This is a genomic window from Paraburkholderia sp. CNPSo 3076, assembly GCF_026343935.1.
GTDB lineage: Bacteria > Pseudomonadota > Gammaproteobacteria > Burkholderiales > Burkholderiaceae > Paraburkholderia > Paraburkholderia nodosa.
This window is the reverse complement of record NZ_JAPMAL010000031.1, coordinates 65,151-80,601: the sequence shown is the minus strand read 5'-3', so window position 1 is coordinate 80,601 and position 15,451 is coordinate 65,151. Positions and strand designations below refer to the sequence as shown.

Below are 15,451 nucleotides of genomic sequence, written 5' to 3'. Positions count from 1 at the left end.
CGGCCCATCCTGACGGAGACAATCAATGCAATCCAGTTTTGGCGCGCTGCGTCGAGCCGCACTCGCTGGTGGCCTGCTGTTTGCCATGGCGCTTCATGGCGCGCATGCCGCCGACGATGCCGGCGACAAGATCACCATCATGGTCGGCGGTATTACGAAGCTCATTTACCTGCCCGCGCGCCTCACCGAGCAACTGGGTTATTTCCGGGACGAAGGGCTGAACGTCGAGCTGCTCTCGCAACCCGCGGGCGTGGATGCGGAGAACGAACTGCTCGCAGGCGCGGTGCAGGCCGTGGTCGGCTTCTACGATCACACCATCGACTTGCAGACCAAGGGCAAGGACGTCAAGGCGATCGTCGTGTTCGGTCAAGTGCCCGGCGAAGTGGAAGTGGTGTCGTCGAAAGCGGCCGGCACGATCAAGTCGATGGCCGACGTCAAAGGCAAGACGCTGGGCGTGACGGGCCTTGGGTCCTCGACCAGTTTTCTCACGCAGTATCTCGCGAGCCAGCACGGCATCGCCTCCAGCGCCTACACCATGTTGCCGGTGGGCGCGGACGCGAGCTTCATCGCGGCCATCAAGCAGGGGCGTATCGACGCGGGCATGACGACCGAGCCGACCGTCTCGGCGCTGCAGAAGGCAGGCGACGCCAGGGTGCTCGTCGATATGCGCACGGTGGAAGGCACGCGCGCCGCGCTCGGCGGCACCTATCCCGCTGCAAGCCTTTACGTGCAGGACGCATGGGCCGAGGCGCACAAGGCTCAGGCGGTGAAGCTCGCGCACGCGTTCGTGCGCACCATGCAGTTCATTCACACGCACAGCGCCGAGGAAATCGCCGCGCAAATGCCCGCCGACTATCAAAAGGACAAGGCGCTCTACGTGAGCGCACTCAAGGCCTCGCTGCCGATGTACACCGCAGACGGCAAGATGCCCGCCGACGGCCCGGCAACCGTGCTGAAGGTGCTCTCGAGTTTCAATCCTTCGGTCAAGGGCAAGCACGTGGATCTGTCCGGCACGTACACGAACGAATTCGTCAGCGCGAAATGAAGCACGCCCGCAGCCGCCGTCCTGCGCGAGCCTCGCGGTTCGGTACCTGAGAGAGCGCGACATGGTGCATAGCCTGCGTGGGCGATTGCTGTTGTGGCTGCTGGTGCCGCTCGCCGCGTTTGTCGTCGTGACGAGTTGCGAGTCGTACGATGCCGCCCGGCAGACCGCGGATCTCGTGCAGGACCACTCGCTGCTGGATTCGGCGCGCACGATCATCGAAGATGTCGACTGGGACAACGGCTCCCTCAGCGCGACCATCCCGCCGGCGGCGCTGGAACTGTTCGAGTCGCCGTGGCAGGATCACGTGTTCTACAAGGTGCTCGCCGACAATAGCCGCCTGCTGGGCGGCGCGCCGGACTTGCCGCTGCCGCGCGCGAGCTCAGCCGAGGCGCCTGTGTTCTACGACACCACGTATGCGGGTTTGCCGATTCGCGCCGTGGCCTACGAGCGCATGCTCTACGACTCGGGCCGCGCCGAACGCGTCATGGTGATCGTCGGCAAGACAATCGCGTCGCGCGAGGCGATGGTCAACGCCTTGTGGAGGCCGCAGCTTACACGCCAATGGTTCATGCTGGCGCTCGTCGCGCTGCTCGTGCCGCTCGGGCTCACGCTCGAACTGCGGCCGCTCATGAAACTCAAGGACGACGTTGCCGACCGCGAGCCCGTGCAACTGGAGCCGATCCGCCCGGATCCTCTGCCATCCGAGCTGAGGCCGATCGTCGAGGCGATCAATCAGTGCATCGCGCGGCTCAAGGTGCATGCCGCCATGCAGCGCCAGTTCATCGCCGACGCGGCGCACCAGTTGCGCACGCCGCTCACGCTGCTCACGACGCAAACGCAATTCGCGAGTCAATGCGACGCGGGCGATCCCGCGCTTTTCGACGCACTCAAGGGCGTGCGCCGCACGAGCCAGAAAATGGCGGAGTTGACAAATCAACTGCTTTTGCTCGCGCAGGCGGAATCGATGACACAGTCGTCGCGCAGTCAGACGCGCGTCGATCTCACGGAAGTCGTTTCTTCCGTGCTCGAAGAGATGGTCCAGGCCGCAGAACGGCGCGGCATCGATCTCGGCGCGGAACTCGACGACGACGTGCACGTGGCGGGCAACACCGGCCTGCTGGCCTCGCTCGTGTCCAACCTGATCGACAACGCCATTCGCTATACGCACAAGGGCGGCCGCGTGACGGCTGTGTGCCGCAGCGAAGGGGAGCAGGTCATGTTGCAGGTGGTGGACAACGGCCCCGGCATTCCAGCCGAGGCGCGCGCGCACGTGTTCGAGCGCTTCTATCGCGTCGCGGCGGATACCGAGGGCACGGGCCTCGGTCTTGCCATCGTGCATCAGGTCGCCCGCTCGCACGGCGGCTCGGTGAGCGTTGCCGCGGGGGCCGAGCGGGTGGGTCTGGTCGCGACGGTGCGCTTGCCGGTCTGGCCCGGATGAGGAGAGGTGAGGAGGCACCATGAAGCTGCTGCTCGTAGAAGACAATGCCGAACTCGCGCACTGGATCGTCAACCTGCTGCGCGCCGAGAATTTCACGGTGGACTGCGTGGCCGATGGCGAAGCCGCCGACACCGTGTTGCTCACGCAGAGCTACGATCTCGTGCTCCTCGACATGCGCCTGCCGCGGCTGAGCGGCAAGGACGTGCTCAACCGTTTGCGGCGCAGGCGCAATAACGTGCCCGTGCTCATGCTGACCGCGCATGGCTCGATAGACGACAAGGTGGCGTGTTTCGGCGCCGGCGCCGACGACTACGTGGTCAAGCCGTTCGACAGCCGCGAACTGGTTGCGCGCATCAAGGCGCTGATACGGCGGCAGACGGGCGAGAAGTCGGGCTGGCTGACCTGCGGCGACCTGCAGTACGTTTGCGACACGCGCGAGTTCCGCCACCAGGATGCGCCGCTCAGCCTGCGTCGGCGCGAGCATTCCATCCTCGAAGCGCTCATGCTGCGCCAGGGCAAGGCTGTGCCGAAGCAGGCGCTGCTGGAGCGCATCTGCAGCCTGAGCGACGAACCGAGTGTGGACGCGATCGATATCTACATCCACCGCCTGCGCAAGCATCTGGCGGAGTCGAGCGTGCAGATCACCACGCTGCGCGGCCTCGGCTACATCCTTCGCGCGAAAGAGCCGGTGGCGGCCTAAGCAGGGCGGCTTATTTACCGGTATTGGTGGATGTACTTAGATATACGAATCGTACGTGAAAGAATCGCGAAGGATTCACCTCTCTAATATTCGTCTCACCCGCTGATTCACACGGCTCGCCGCAACCGGTGAGTGATGGCAGCGGGTCCATGAAAACTTCCAACGAAGCACCCTGGAGACGATCTTGAAGAGAAAACAACTTGCTGTCGCTGCAGTTGGCGCGACCTTCGGCGCACTTGCAGCGAGCGGCGCACACGCGCAATCGAGCGTTCAACTCTACGGCCTTATCGACCTGAGCGTCCCTACGTATCAATCGCATGCGGACGCCAACGGCAATCACGTGATCGGCATGGGCATTGCCGGCGAACCGTGGTTCAGCGGCAGCCGCTGGGGCTTGAAGGGCGCCGAAGACATTGGCGGCGGCACGAAGGTGATCTTCCGCCTCGAAAGCGAATACCGCGTGAGCGACGGCCAGATGGAAGACCCGGGCCAGCTCTTCGACCGCGACGCCTGGGTAGGCGTGGAGGACGAGCGCTTCGGCAAGCTCACGGCGGGCTTCCAGAACACCATCGCGCGTGACGCCGCGGCTATTTACGGCGACCCGTACGGCAACGCGAAGCTCACGACGGAAGAGGGCGGCTGGACCAACGCGAACAACTTCAAGCAGATGATTTTCTACGCGGCGAGCGCAACGGGCACCCGTTACAGCAACGGCGTCGCGTGGAAGAAGGTGTTTGACAACGGCATCTACGCCGCGGCGGGCTACGCGTTCGGCAATTCAACGAGCTTCGGCAATAACGCGAACTATCAGGTCGCGCTCGGCTACAACGCCCCGACTTGGACGGCTTCGACGTTCTATAACCACGTGAACCGCGCCGGCAACACCAACCAGGCGTTCTCGGTTGGCGGCAACTACACGATCGGCATCGTACGCGCCAATGCGGGCTATTTCCGCTACTGGGGCAATCAGGGGGCGCTCGGCCAGCGTCAGGACAATGCGTGGACGGTCTCGTTCAAGCTCGTGCCGAAGGGCGCGCTCGACTACGAACTCGGCTATCAGCAAATGCGCACGCACAACGCCGCGTATAACGTCGATGGCGATATTCCGAACGCCAACCTCGGCGCATTCGATCCCACGAGCGGGCTGCACAACGGCTTCAAGGAAACACTCTACGGCTCGATCTTCTATCACCTGTCCAAGCGCACCGAGGTGTATCTGGCGGGCGACTACATGAAGCTGCACGGCGGCTACACGGTGGGTACGACCTTCGGTGCGACCAACCAGGTCGAAGTGACGACGGGCGTGCGCACGCGCTTCTGATCGCGCTTCTCATTCGTTCTCATGGCACGCGGGGCTCGATTCGTCAGGCGAATCGAGCCCCGCCGTTCTTTCTGCGGCATCAACCGGCGTTCACGCAGGCTACGCTCGGCGCCGTATAGGCGGAGGGATAAGGCGATTCCGGTCCGCTCACGAGCCGCAAACGCTGCGTGGCGAGGACATCGGCTTCCACCTGCTCGCGACGCGTGAGCGCCGCCGTTTCGCCGGCAGGCTGTGATTCGTTCACGCTGCAAAGCAGATTCCTTCCGCTCGATAACTGCACAGGCGTCTGGTAGGCCGAACCCGGCGGCGCGGCCAGCGCGCCGGCACTCCACAGCGCCGCGGCGCAAACGACGGCGCATCCTGGCAAGACGATCTTCATGGCTCGCTCCTCACATTGCGGTATTCCATGTTCTGCCAACGATCGGTGTCGTTCCAGAGCGAATTCTGAAAATCACTCTTGCCATGCACTCAACGGTCGGGCCGAGGCAGGCCGAGATTTCAGCCTGCGGCTCGGACCGATTCTGAAATCTCGGATCGGCGGCGGCTTCGAGAGAAGTGACGCTCCGGAAAATTGCAAATAAATCAATGTGTTGCGGATTATTCGAGAGGCCGGCGCGTGCTGGCACGGCTACTGCTTTATAGAGGCCCGGCGGCCTATCCCATGATGGGCCGCCGCCCTCATTAAACAAGCACCGGAGACGCGACGCAGTCCGGTCGCGAAAACGAAGGAGACATCCCGTGCAGAACAGCGTATCCGCATCCGCCGCCTCGCAGGTGACCCAGACGGTCCCCGAATCATCCCCGACGACCCAAACCCGCTTCTGGCCCGAAGGCTGGTGGAAGCTGATGGAAATCCGCATCGGCATCATTCCGCTGCCGATCTACGTGATCCTGTTTGCGCTGATCGCGGGCTTCGCGGTCACCGGCAAGGTGCCCGGCGAGATCTCGATGGCCATCGCCGTGCTCGCCTTCTGCGGCTTCACGTGCGCCGAACTCGGCAAGCGTCTGCCGGTGTTGCGCAATATCGGCGCGGCGGCGATTCTCGCGACCTTCGTGCCTTCGGCGCTCGTGTACTACCACGTACTGCCCAAGCCCGTGCAGCACCTCACGGTCGAGTTCACGAAGCAGACCAACTTCCTCTATCTCTTCATCGCCTCGATCATCGTCGGCAGTATTCTCAGCATGGACCGGCGCGTGCTGATTCAAGGCTTCCTGAAGATCTTCATTCCGCTTGCGGCCGGCACGGTGGCGGCGACCATCGTTGGCACCGCGGTTGGCGCGGCGCTCGGACTCGGCGTCAAGCACACGCTGCTCTATATCGTCGTGCCGATCATGGCCGGCGGTGTGGGCGAAGGCGCGATTCCGCTCTCCGTGGGCTATTCGGAAATCATGCACGTCGCGCAAGGTGACCTGTTCGCGCAGGTCCTGCCGCCCGTGATGCTCGGCAGCCTGATCGCGATCATCCTCTCGGGCATGCTCGACATGCTGGGCAAGCGCATGCCGCATCTGACCGGTAACGGTCGTCTGCAAGTCGGCGCGAGCGATGAACTGGCGTCGTCGAACGACGAAGCTCGCGGGCACGTGGACGTGAGCCACATCGCCGCGGCCGGCATCACGGCGATCACGCTGTACCTCATCGGCCTGATGGCGAACAAGCTGTTCGGCCTGCCCGCGCCGGTGGCAATGCTGTTCCTCGCCGTGCTCGTGAAGCTCGCGCGCGCGGTTTCGCCGCCGCTGCAGGAAGGCGCGTTCGTGGTCTACAAGTTCTTCTCGACCGCGGTCACCTACCCGCTGCTGTTCGCGATCGGCGTGGCGATGACGCCGTGGGACAAGCTGATGGCCGCGTTCACGCTCGTCAATGTCGCGACGATCGCCGCGACCGTGGTCACGCTCATGGGCACGGGCTTCGTGGTGGGACGCCTGATGAAGATGTACCCTATCGACACCGCAATCGTGAACGCGTGCCACAGCGGCCAGGGCGGCACCGGGGACGTCGCGATCCTCACCGCGGCGAACCGCATGCAGCTCATGCCGTTCGCGCAGATCGCCACGCGTATTGGCGGCGCCATCGTCGTGACCGTGACGCTCATCCTGCTCGCGCATTTCGGCGCATGACGCGCTGCTGTGCGCCCCTCGTGCGCGCCTTCGCGATAATGGCGCCGGTGCTTCCGGCGCGCGGTATCCGCTGAACCCGCCGTCTGGCGGCAGCCAATCGACGAGGGCGAACGTGCAGATGCGTTACAAGGGCATTCCATGGTGGGGATGGGCGGCGGCGGCCGTGCTGTATGTCGGTGCGGCCGCCGCCGCGGTGGAGTTCGCATGGAACCGCGCGATCGACGCGCTGGCCGACGTCGGCGAGCATCGGCTCGATCTCTACGCGGCGAGCCTGAAAAGCGAGCTGGGACGCTTCGAGATGGTCCCCGCGCTGGTGGCGCGGCAGGACAGCGTGCGCGCGTTGCTCAAAGCGCCGCCCGATGAAGCGCGCGGCATGTTGCCCGCGGTCGATGCCTATCTCGAAGCGGTCAACAGCGACGTCGGCAGCGGCGCGGTAGACGTGATCGACGCGCACGGCACGGTGATCGCCGCGAGCAACTGGAACCAGCCGGTCAGCTTCGTCGACACCAACGTGTCGTATCGGCCGTACTTCAAGGACGCGCTCGCCCAGGGACGCGGCCGCTTCTTCGGCATCGGCACGAACACCGGCATCCCGGGGCTGTACTTCGCGAGTGCGATTCATGACGGCGACACGGCAATCGGCGCGGCCGCGGTGAAGGTCAGCGTCGACGCGCTCGAATCCGCGTGGCGCACGCCTGGCGAGGCGGCGATCGTCGTCGACAGCAACGGCGTGATCGTGATCTCGACCCAGCCCGAATGGAAATTCACCGCCATGCGTGCGGTGACCGAGCCGCAGCAGCGCGACATCCAGGCGTCGCGCCAATACGCGGGCCGCATCGTCGAGGCGCTGCAATACCGGCGCATTGGCGACTGGAATGACAGCGCGTGGATCGGCATTTTCCCCGACCTGCGCCGCGCGGGCCGTACGGCCCGCTTTCTCGTGATGGCGCGCCCCGCGCCGCAAGGGCAGGACACGATCATGGTGCTGCTCGACACGGCGGGCGCGCGGCGGCAGCAACGGCTCGCGTTCGCATTCGTGACGGGCGCGTTCCTGATCGCCGCGCTCTATGCGCTGTATGCGGTGCAGCGCCGCCGCGTGATCGTGGAGAAGCTCAAGGCGCAAGAAGCCTTGCGGCGCGCGAACGACCAGCTGGAAACGACCGTGGCGCAGCGGACCGCCGCCCTCACGCAAGCGAATGCGCAGATGCAGCGCGAGATCGCCGAGCGCGAACGCACCGAGCAGCGCTTGCGCGCCACGCAGCAGGAGGTCGTGCACGCCGGCAAGCTCGCCGTGATCGGCCAGATGGCGGCCGGGCTCACGCACGAGCTGAACCAGCCGCTCGTCGCGATCCGCACGCTCTGCGACAATGCGCGTACCTTCTTCGAGCGCAATCAGGGCGCCCAGGCGAACGCCAATCTCGAGCGCGTCGGACGCCTCGTGGACAGCATGGCGGTGCTGACGAGCGAGCTGAAGGCGTTTGCGCGCAAGCCGGAAGTGGAGCGCGTGGCGGTGTCGCTCGGCGAAGCCGTCGCGCATGCGCGGCTCATCTACGAGTCGCGGATCCGCGACGAAGCGGTGCGGCTCGACTTGCGGATCGCGCCCGGCACGACGGTGTATGCGGAGTCGAGTCAACTGCAACAGGTGATCGTCAATCTGCTGGGCAATGCGCTCGACGCCGTGCGCGACGCGAGCACGCGCGCGATCGCGATCGAGGCGGGTGAGCCCGACGCGCAAGGCCGTGTGCGCTTCACGATCGAGGATAGCGGCCCCGGCATCGCGCCGGATGTGCTGGCGCACCTGTTCGAGCCGTTCGTGACGACCAAGCCGCGCGGGCAAGGCCTCGGGCTCGGGCTCGCGATCACGTCGCGCATCGTCGAAGGCTTTGGCGCAAAAATTACCGCAACGAATCGCGACGAAGGGGGAGCCCGCTTCACGATCGAATTCGCGGCAGCCGAGCCGCAAAGGACAGAACATGGCAGATGAGATTCGGGTGCTGGTCGTCGAGGATGACGAGAATGTCCGTATCGGCGTCGAGCAGGCGGTGGCGCTGGCCGGCTTTCCGGTGAGCGCCTATGCGTCTGCCGCCGATGCGTATGCCGACATCGCGCCGGGCGCTCCGATTGTGATCGTCTCCGACGTGCGCATGCCGGGCATCGACGGCCTGCAACTGCTCGACCACGTGATGGCGATCGATCCGCAAATTCCCGTGCTGCTGATCAGCGGGCATGCGGACATTTCGACGGCGGTCAGCGCAATGCGTGTGGGCGCCTACGACTTCATCGAAAAGCCATTCTCCTCCGATGTGATCGCGGGCCGCGTGGCGCGCGCGGTCGAGAAACGGCGGCTCACGCTCGAAGTCGAGGGCCTGCGCGCTTCGCTGCACAACTGGCAGGGGATCGAGGCGCTCGTGCTCGGCAAGTCGCCGGCCATGGCGGAGGTCCGCAAGATGATTCTGCGTCTCGCGGATACCTCCGTGTCGGTGCTGATCACCGGCGAAACGGGCACAGGCAAGGAACTGATCGCACGCAGCCTGCACGACTTCAGCGCGCGGCGCGACGCGCATTTCGTGGCGCTCAATTGCGGCGGTTTGCCCGAGCAGGTGTTCGAGAGCGAACTGTTCGGGCACGAGGCGGGCGCGTTCACGGGCGCGATCAAGAAGCGCGTTGGCAAGATCGAATGGGCGAATGGCGGCACGCTCTTTCTCGACGAGATCGAAACGATGCCGATGCCGCTGCAGATCAAGATGCTGCGCGTGCTGCAGGAGCGCGTGGTCGAGCGCCTGGGCGCAAACGAGCTGATTCCGGTGGATTGCCGGATCGTAGCCGCTTCGAAGGCCGACCTCGCCGAAGTGTCTGCCGAGGGCGGCTTTCGCGCCGACCTGCTGTACCGGCTGAACGTCGCGCAGATCGAATTGCCGCCGCTGCGCGAGCGGCGCGAGGACGTCCCCTTGCTGTTCGAGCATTTCGTGCTCGCGGCCGCGCGGCGTTTCGGCACGCCGGCGCCGGTCGTGACCGCTGCACAGGTGTCCGAACTCATGACGCACGCGTGGCCCGGCAACGTGCGCGAGCTGCAGAATGTCGCCGACCGCTTCGTGCTCGGGCTGACCGGCGACAGCCTGCTTTCCGCGGGCGCGGCTACCGTGAAAGGGGAGACGCTGGCGGATCAGCTAGCGTATTTCGAGCAGATGCTGATCGAGAACACGCTGCGCCGCCATCACGGCAACGTTGCCCAGGCGAGCGAGGAGCTTGGGATGCCGAAGAAAACGCTCTATCACAAGCTGCGTCAGCTGAAGATCGCGGATCGCGACTCGCAGGGTGACGAGAAGGACGACAAGGAAGCTTAACCGGGCTAGTTGGTGCGGTACGTGGTCGTCGACGATTGCAGCTTGGTGAGCGCGCCGTTCTTGAGCCGGAACCAGCCCTCCGAGCCTTGCATCACGACTTCGTCGGGTTGCCAGAACACGCGCTTGATCGTCATGCGTGTGGTCACGTGCTGCACGAGCGGCGGATTGCGTCGAAAGTCGTACAGCACCGGACCGTAGGCGGTCTGCACGAGCATGCGCGTAATCGTGCTGTTGTCGTGGCCCACTTCGTCGAAATGCGCGAGCGTCTTCGCGTCGAAGCGGTCGAAGATATCCTTGCCGAGGACCGCCACGAAGTCGCGGTCGTCGCGCACGAATTGCACCGTGCCTGCGGGGGTGGCGAACGAGCCGGTCGCGTCGCTTTGCGCATGAGCGCAGGTCACGAACGAGGCGGCGGTGAGTGCGACGAGTAACAGTCGTTTCATGTTGCTTTCCAGTTGGTTCGCAGCATTTTCGTTCATTTCTGTCGCTGCGTCGAAAGCTTAAGGGTCGAGAGCGCCGCCAGCAACTGATTCTTCACAATAGCCGTTGCCCGCGGCTGGCGGCTACGTGCCGTCGCTACGTAGTCCGGTTCACCTGATAGTCGACCCATGCGGCTCCGCGCTCCGCGCATACGGTTCGCACTGCTGCCTCGACATCGTTCCGCCAGCAGTCTCGACACAGAGATCGCCACGCCGGACGCACCGCATGCCGCAAGCGTGCCCCGCCGGTGGTAAACGGAAGAGGCGCTCGGGCCGCGGAACAGTGTCCGCGGCCCGGGCGCTTCAGGGTACGGCTTTTTCGTGCGACCAGGCGGCCGCCCGGTTCGGTCAGTTCGGCACGTAGCCCGTGGGCAGCGTCGCATTGGCGCTCGCCACCGAAGCGTTCTGCGAAATCACATAGACCGGCGATTCAGTCAGGCTCAGCGCGACCTTGCCGTTGCTGTAGCTCTTCGTCGTCGGATTGCCCATTTCGTCGAGCACGGTGACCGTGCCGCTCGTGCCGGGTGCATCCACCGCGAGGCTGTAGCCCACGCTATAGGTCGAACTGTAGCCGGCGCTCGCGCTCCACACGCTGTTGTTGTGCGTCCAGAGGGCCGTGATGACCGCGCCGTTGCTGAGCTGCTGGAACGCGTAAGCGTAGACCCCCGAGGGCGTTTTCTTCACCGGACCAAGCGTGTTGGTGCCGTCGAGAATACGCGTCATCGCCGCGACGGACATGGCCGCGGGCTTCGGGCTGATGTTCTGCGCGCCATACTGACCCTGTGCGTCTGCGAGATCGAAGAACGTGCCGTAGCCCACGAGGCCCGGGAAGTCCGCACCGTAGAAGATCCAGGTTTGATCAGCGCCTTCGCCCAGAACGATCAGGTGGCTGCGCGCCACCACCGCGCCTTGTGCGTACAGGATATTGCCGGTCGGATAGTTGGGACCGTACGACGAACCGTTGTCGTAGCTGATGCCAAGCTCCGTGCTGAACAGCTTCATGCCCGGCTTGTAGTCAGCCGCCATTTCGCTGCGCAGCGCGCGCATTTGCCCCATCAGCGAGCCGGACGCGTTGGCCGGATCGGTTTCTTGACGCTCGGGCGGGAACGAAGGCGAGCTGCCGTTGATGTCGTAGTAGCCGTGCGTCGTCACGCCGTCGATGTCCTGCGCGTAGCCGAGCGGCGCGAGGGCCTTGAGGTGATCGGCGGTGCCGGACGGCGCCGTATCAGTCGGCCCCATCACGACTGCGTGAGGATCGGTCGAGTGAATACCCTGATAGACGGCCTGATAGAGCTGCACGAATTGCGTGTTATTGCCTTGCCATTGGGCGTCCGGTTCCCAGGTGAGCTGGTAGTAGTTCGACGCCTGCTTTGGAAAGTAAGTCGTCCGAATGAGGTTCGATTCCGTGCCGATCCGGGCCATGTAGTTCTGGTAATACGCGAGATCGGTAGGCGGAAGCGATTCGTCCTCGAACGCGCCCGTCGGGCTCGCCCAGGCGGGAATGCCGTCCAGACGCACGAGGCGCATCACGTTGGCCGCGGTGTAGAACGGGTCGAGATTGTTGGCGTTCGGGTTGAAGGTGTTGGGGCCGTTCGGCTCCATGTTGTACAGCTCGCGATGGTCGTACGTCCACGAGATGCCGAGCGAAGAGAGCACCGAAGTGTTGTCGTCTTCGCCTTGCATGCCGAAGCGATGCAGGTCCTGGTGCGGATACGTAACGGTCGGCACGATGCCGGCCAGATTGGGCAGCACGCCGAAGGTCGCGGTGCCGGCGGGGCGGGTGCCCAGCTCCGGGAGCTGACCGCCCGCGGTGGCGAGCTTGGCGGTCACGGCAAAGTAGCCTGCGAGCGTCGACGAGCAGTTCAGCGTGGTCGTCACCGGGCCTGCCGCCACGCGCAGGCTGCCGCTCGTGACCACCTTGCCGAGATGGTCGCTGATCGACCAGTTCACGGTGTCGGCTGCGGGCGCATTGGTGGTGAATGCGAGGGGAAACGCCGTACCCGAGGCGAAGATACGGCCGCTCTGCGTGGTCGGCGTATCGGCGCTCACCGGCTCGCTGCTGGAGCTCGCGCTAGATTTCACGGCGGAGCCGCAGTGCAGCGTGCCGCGCGTGCTGGTGGCCGCATTCGCGCTGGCGTCCGTGGCAGTCGCGTCACTCGCGCTTTGTGTCGTGGCCGAGGCATTGGTCGCATCCGTCCCGGAGCTTCCGGAACTGCCACCGCCGCACGCCGCGAGGAATAGCGACGACGACAGCAAGAGATAGAAGAGTTTCATCGATCGAAAAAAAAAGACAAAACGACGCCCAGCCGGCGACGGCGCGCAATGGCGCTCAGATGCTGGCTAAGGTCTGAAGAATGAGATTTAACGGACGCTGCACGACGGCTCGGTGAGCCCTGCGCCCGCTACGTGCACCGCGCGGCTCGCGCTATTGCGCGAACCTGCGTATCTGTCCTTTTGCTTTCGCGCGGGTAAATATTGCACCCTCGCTACGGCTGCCCCGTCGGGAATTTCGTCCCTGCGCTGGATCCCTGAAGGAGGGAGACGTGCGCAATTTTTTCGGACGAAGATTACGAAGTCACTGCTTGAAGTCAGACGCGCGGCGGATATTACCGATAATTCCCCCTGGCATGTGAAAATCAGACGTAACAAAATGTCACACGAATTCTCTCTAGTTTCAATTACCGAGACTTAGTCAATTTCCGCCAATAGCAAGGTATTAATTACCTCAAATGCGGACGGTAATGCTTACTGCATAGATTGCGTGTTTCACCTGCTATTGCCCGCAATATCGGCAGTTCTGGGACGGTCTGAAGTGCACGGATGTAATTAATTCTTTGGTCTATATTTCCCTTTTAAATGGCTTTCTAATTAAATCGGGTCGGACGTTAATTGACTCTGCTGATAGTATTGCGGCCATGCGAATCGATCCCTATAGCCTCGAGTTGTTCATCCCGGTCGTGGAGGAAGGCTCCATTGCCCGAGCGGCCAGCCGCAACCCCATTGCGCCGTCGGCACTGAGCCGCCGCATGGCGGATCTGGAAGCGGCGATGGGGCTGCCTTTGCTGATCCGCTCGCCGTCGGGCGTCGAATTGACGGAGGCGGGCCGGCACGCGTTTTCACGCGCGGTGGCGGTACACGACCAGTTGCAGTCGCTGGCGCGTGAGGTTCACTCGCTCAGTGGCGAGGTGGCGGGTGTGGTGCGCCTGTTCGCCAACGCGTCCGCGATCGTTGGTTTTCTGCCGGAATGGCTCAAGGTCTTTCAGGCGCGCTACCCGCTCGTGCAGATCGCCCTGACCGAGCAGATCAGTGACGAAGTCGTGCGGGCCTGTATGGAGGATCGCGCGGACGTGGGGATATCCGCGAGCGGCAGGATTCCCGGCGCGCTGGATTCGTGGCACTTCGCGAACGGAGCGCCGCTGCCTGCGGTCGGCCCGGCCGACCCGGTGCCGCGAAAAGCCGGTTTCGCGGACATGTGGAAGCCGCCATACGGCAAACGCACCGTCATGCTCATCGTCTCCATATCTTCCAGACAGTGGGCTTTTACGGCTTCGCGAACTGGGTGCCCACGCTGCTCGTGAAGCAAGGTATTACGGTCACGTCGAGCCTCATGTACACCACGGTGATCGGTCTTGCCGCGCCGCTGGGACCGCTGCTCGGCTACTGGATTGCCGACCGCTTCGAGCGCAAGCATGTGATCGTCGGCATGGCGGCGATCAATATCGTGAGCGGGCTGCTGTTCAGCCAGGCGTCGGCGGCGGTCGCGATCGTGACGCTCGGCGTGCTGCTGACGCTCGCCGGCAATATCATTTCGTTCACCTATCACACATACCAGCAGGAGCTTTACCCCACCGCCATCCGTGCGCGTGCCGTGGGCTTCGTCTATTCGTGGAACCGGCTCTCGGCGGTGTTTAGTTCCTTCGTCATCGCCTTTACGCTCAAGGAGTTCAGCGTGACAGGCGTGTTCGTTTTCATAGCGGGGGCGATGGCGCTCGTGATGGTGTCCATCGGCTTGATGGGGCCCCGCACGCTCGGCAAGTCGCTGGAGAGCATTTCGCATTGAGCGATCCCCGCTTTCTACCCAGGCGTGTTTACGCAATTTTTTCGTAGGAGAGCCACCTTTTTCTGAAATTGTTCGGTCGACCGGCGTAGCCTTTCAAGGAGTTTGATCAGTAAAGCGCTAACGCATATGAACAACAATCCCGGTGATCGGCGAGGCGCTCGTTCGCATGGCCTTCGCTCTCTCGTTCTGGCGGCGATCCTGGTGGCTGGTGCGTTCAATGGAACGACCTATGGCGCCGACGCATCGGTCGTTGCGCCGCCCGAGCCGGCCTGCGACGCCGTCCCACAGGGCATACCGACAGCCGAAGACATCGCGACCGTGTTGAACGTGCGGTTTCATATCGGCCTGCACGATGCGTTGAGAATCGGTGAGGCGGTGCTGCAAGCCGCACGACGCGACACGATCTCGCCGATTCTGCTGCTCGCCGTCATCGCCGTCGAATCGAATTTCAACCGCTTCGCCGTGAGCGTCGCCGGCGCCAGGGGGCTCATGCAGATCCTGCCGTCGCAGCACAGGGACATTGTCCATCATGCTTCGGATCTGACCGACGCGGGCACCAACGTCAGCATCGGCTCGTCGATTCTGCGCGACTACATCGAGGCGTCCGACGGGGACGTTCATGACGCGCTTCTGCGCTATAGTGGTGGCGCTAAAGACTACCCGCGGCGCGTGGCCGATCGCGTAAGCGTGATCAAGACGGCATTCCCCGGCGAGCCGCGTATTCAGGCATCCGAAGCGGCGGCGCAATTCAAGTAATGACGCTTGCGTGGGAGGTACAACAACCATGATTCAGCCAACTGCTTATCTCACTGAACCCATCCTGTCCGCGGACTCGTCCGTATGGTTTTCGGCGTATCGGTTTGGATGGGGATATTGCGCCTATTCACTGCCTTGCGAGGTGGTTTGTGAAAAGCTGGGTGCGACGGACGAGTCCCCGAAACAACTCATG

11 protein-coding genes and 2 pseudogenes are annotated in these 15,451 nt (G+C 63.8%); 10 read left to right on the top strand and 3 right to left on the bottom strand.

Going from position 1 to position 15,451, the window contains the following annotated elements; translation table 11 throughout:
• Positions 1–25 precede the first annotated feature (25 nt).
• From M3A49_RS31385 to M3A49_RS31370, 4 genes are all read left to right on the top strand, one after another.
• Positions 26–1,045, top strand: coding sequence for an ABC transporter substrate-binding protein (locus tag M3A49_RS31385; protein WP_266232433.1), 1,020 nt, complete (start codon positions 26–28; stop codon positions 1,043–1,045).
• A gap of 61 nt (positions 1,046–1,106) precedes the next feature.
• Positions 1,107–2,483 carry a sensor histidine kinase gene (locus M3A49_RS31380; RefSeq protein WP_266232432.1) on the top strand — a complete coding sequence of 459 codons (1,377 nt, stop codon included), beginning with the start codon at positions 1,107–1,109 and terminating at the stop codon, positions 2,481–2,483.
• Between the two features lie 19 nt (positions 2,484–2,502).
• On the top strand, positions 2,503–3,183 hold the full coding sequence (locus tag M3A49_RS31375; RefSeq protein WP_254332940.1) for a response regulator: 681 nt from the start codon (positions 2,503–2,505) through the stop codon (positions 3,181–3,183).
• Between the two features lie 172 nt (positions 3,184–3,355).
• The gene (locus M3A49_RS31370; protein ID WP_416339049.1) at positions 3,356–4,504 is read left to right on the top strand and encodes a porin; all 1,149 of its coding nucleotides are present in this window, start codon (positions 3,356–3,358) and stop codon (positions 4,502–4,504) included.
• Between the two features lie 79 nt (positions 4,505–4,583).
• On the opposite strand, the gene M3A49_RS31365 is transcribed toward M3A49_RS31370, so the two are convergent.
• Positions 4,584–4,883 (bottom strand): hypothetical protein, encoded by a 300-nt coding sequence (locus M3A49_RS31365; RefSeq protein WP_266232431.1) that lies wholly within the window; start codon positions 4,881–4,883, stop codon positions 4,584–4,586.
• Between the two features lie 395 nt (positions 4,884–5,278).
• Here M3A49_RS31365 and M3A49_RS31360 point away from each other — a divergent pair, with 395 nt between their 5' ends.
• The 3 genes from M3A49_RS31360 (at position 5,279) to M3A49_RS31350 (ending at position 9,963) form a co-directional block, all read left to right on the top strand.
• Complete coding sequence (locus tag M3A49_RS31360) at positions 5,279–6,619, top strand: 2-hydroxycarboxylate transporter family protein (protein ID WP_266232467.1); 1,341 nt, start codon at positions 5,279–5,281, stop codon at positions 6,617–6,619.
• Positions 6,620–6,737: 118 nt separating this feature from the next.
• The gene (locus tag M3A49_RS31355) at positions 6,738–8,603 is read left to right on the top strand and encodes a sensor histidine kinase (protein ID WP_266232466.1); all 1,866 of its coding nucleotides are present in this window, start codon (positions 6,738–6,740) and stop codon (positions 8,601–8,603) included.
• Positions 8,593–9,963, top strand: a complete 1,371-nt coding sequence (locus tag M3A49_RS31350) for a sigma-54-dependent transcriptional regulator (protein WP_266232430.1) — start codon at positions 8,593–8,595, stop codon at positions 9,961–9,963. The genes M3A49_RS31355 and M3A49_RS31350 overlap by 11 nt, the downstream gene beginning before the upstream one ends.
• 5 nt (positions 9,964–9,968) lie before the next feature.
• Here M3A49_RS31350 and M3A49_RS31345 read toward each other — a convergent pair whose 3' ends face one another.
• Positions 9,969–10,406 carry a hypothetical protein gene (locus M3A49_RS31345; RefSeq protein ID WP_254358178.1) on the bottom strand — a complete coding sequence of 146 codons (438 nt, stop codon included), beginning with the start codon at positions 10,404–10,406 and terminating at the stop codon, positions 9,969–9,971.
• A 384-nt stretch (positions 10,407–10,790) separates the two neighbouring features.
• Complete coding sequence (locus M3A49_RS31340; protein ID WP_266232429.1) at positions 10,791–12,716, bottom strand: hypothetical protein; 1,926 nt, start codon at positions 12,714–12,716, stop codon at positions 10,791–10,793.
• Positions 12,717–13,357: 641 nt separating this feature from the next.
• Between M3A49_RS31340 and M3A49_RS42785 the strand changes: the two are divergent.
• The 3 genes and pseudogenes from M3A49_RS42785 to M3A49_RS31325 all read left to right on the top strand — a co-directional run.
• Positions 13,358–13,825 (top strand): annotated as a pseudogene (locus tag M3A49_RS42785) (LysR family transcriptional regulator); the annotation flags it as partial.
• Between the two features lie 24 nt (positions 13,826–13,849).
• A pseudogene (locus tag M3A49_RS31330) lies at positions 13,850–14,502 on the top strand (MFS transporter); the annotation flags it as partial.
• A 201-nt stretch (positions 14,503–14,703) separates the two neighbouring features.
• Entirely contained in the window at positions 14,704–15,258 is a 555-nt protein-coding gene (locus tag M3A49_RS31325; RefSeq protein WP_266232428.1) for a lytic transglycosylase domain-containing protein, read from the top strand.
• Positions 15,259–15,451 lie beyond the last annotated feature (193 nt).

Bases quoted from the DNA above. Each gene is read 5' to 3' on its own strand.
- M3A49_RS31385 (WP_266232433.1), top strand. From the start codon at position 26: ATGCAATCCAGTTTTGGCGCGCTGCGTCGAGCCGCACTCGCTGGTGGC.
- M3A49_RS31380 (WP_266232432.1), top strand. From the start codon at position 1,107: ATGGTGCATAGCCTGCGTGGGCGATTGCTGTTGTGGCTGCTGGTGCCG.
- M3A49_RS31375 (WP_254332940.1), top strand. From the start codon at position 2,503: ATGAAGCTGCTGCTCGTAGAAGACAATGCCGAACTCGCGCACTGGATC.
- M3A49_RS31365 (WP_266232431.1), bottom strand. From the start codon at position 4,883: ATGAAGATCGTCTTGCCAGGATGCGCCGTCGTTTGCGCCGCGGCGCTG.
- M3A49_RS31355 (WP_266232466.1), top strand. From the start codon at position 6,738: ATGCGTTACAAGGGCATTCCATGGTGGGGATGGGCGGCGGCGGCCGTG.
- M3A49_RS31350 (WP_266232430.1), top strand. From the start codon at position 8,593: ATGGCAGATGAGATTCGGGTGCTGGTCGTCGAGGATGACGAGAATGTC.
- M3A49_RS31345 (WP_254358178.1), bottom strand. From the start codon at position 10,406: ATGAAACGACTGTTACTCGTCGCACTCACCGCCGCCTCGTTCGTGACC.
- M3A49_RS31340 (WP_266232429.1), bottom strand. From the start codon at position 12,716: ATGAAACTCTTCTATCTCTTGCTGTCGTCGTCGCTATTCCTCGCGGCG.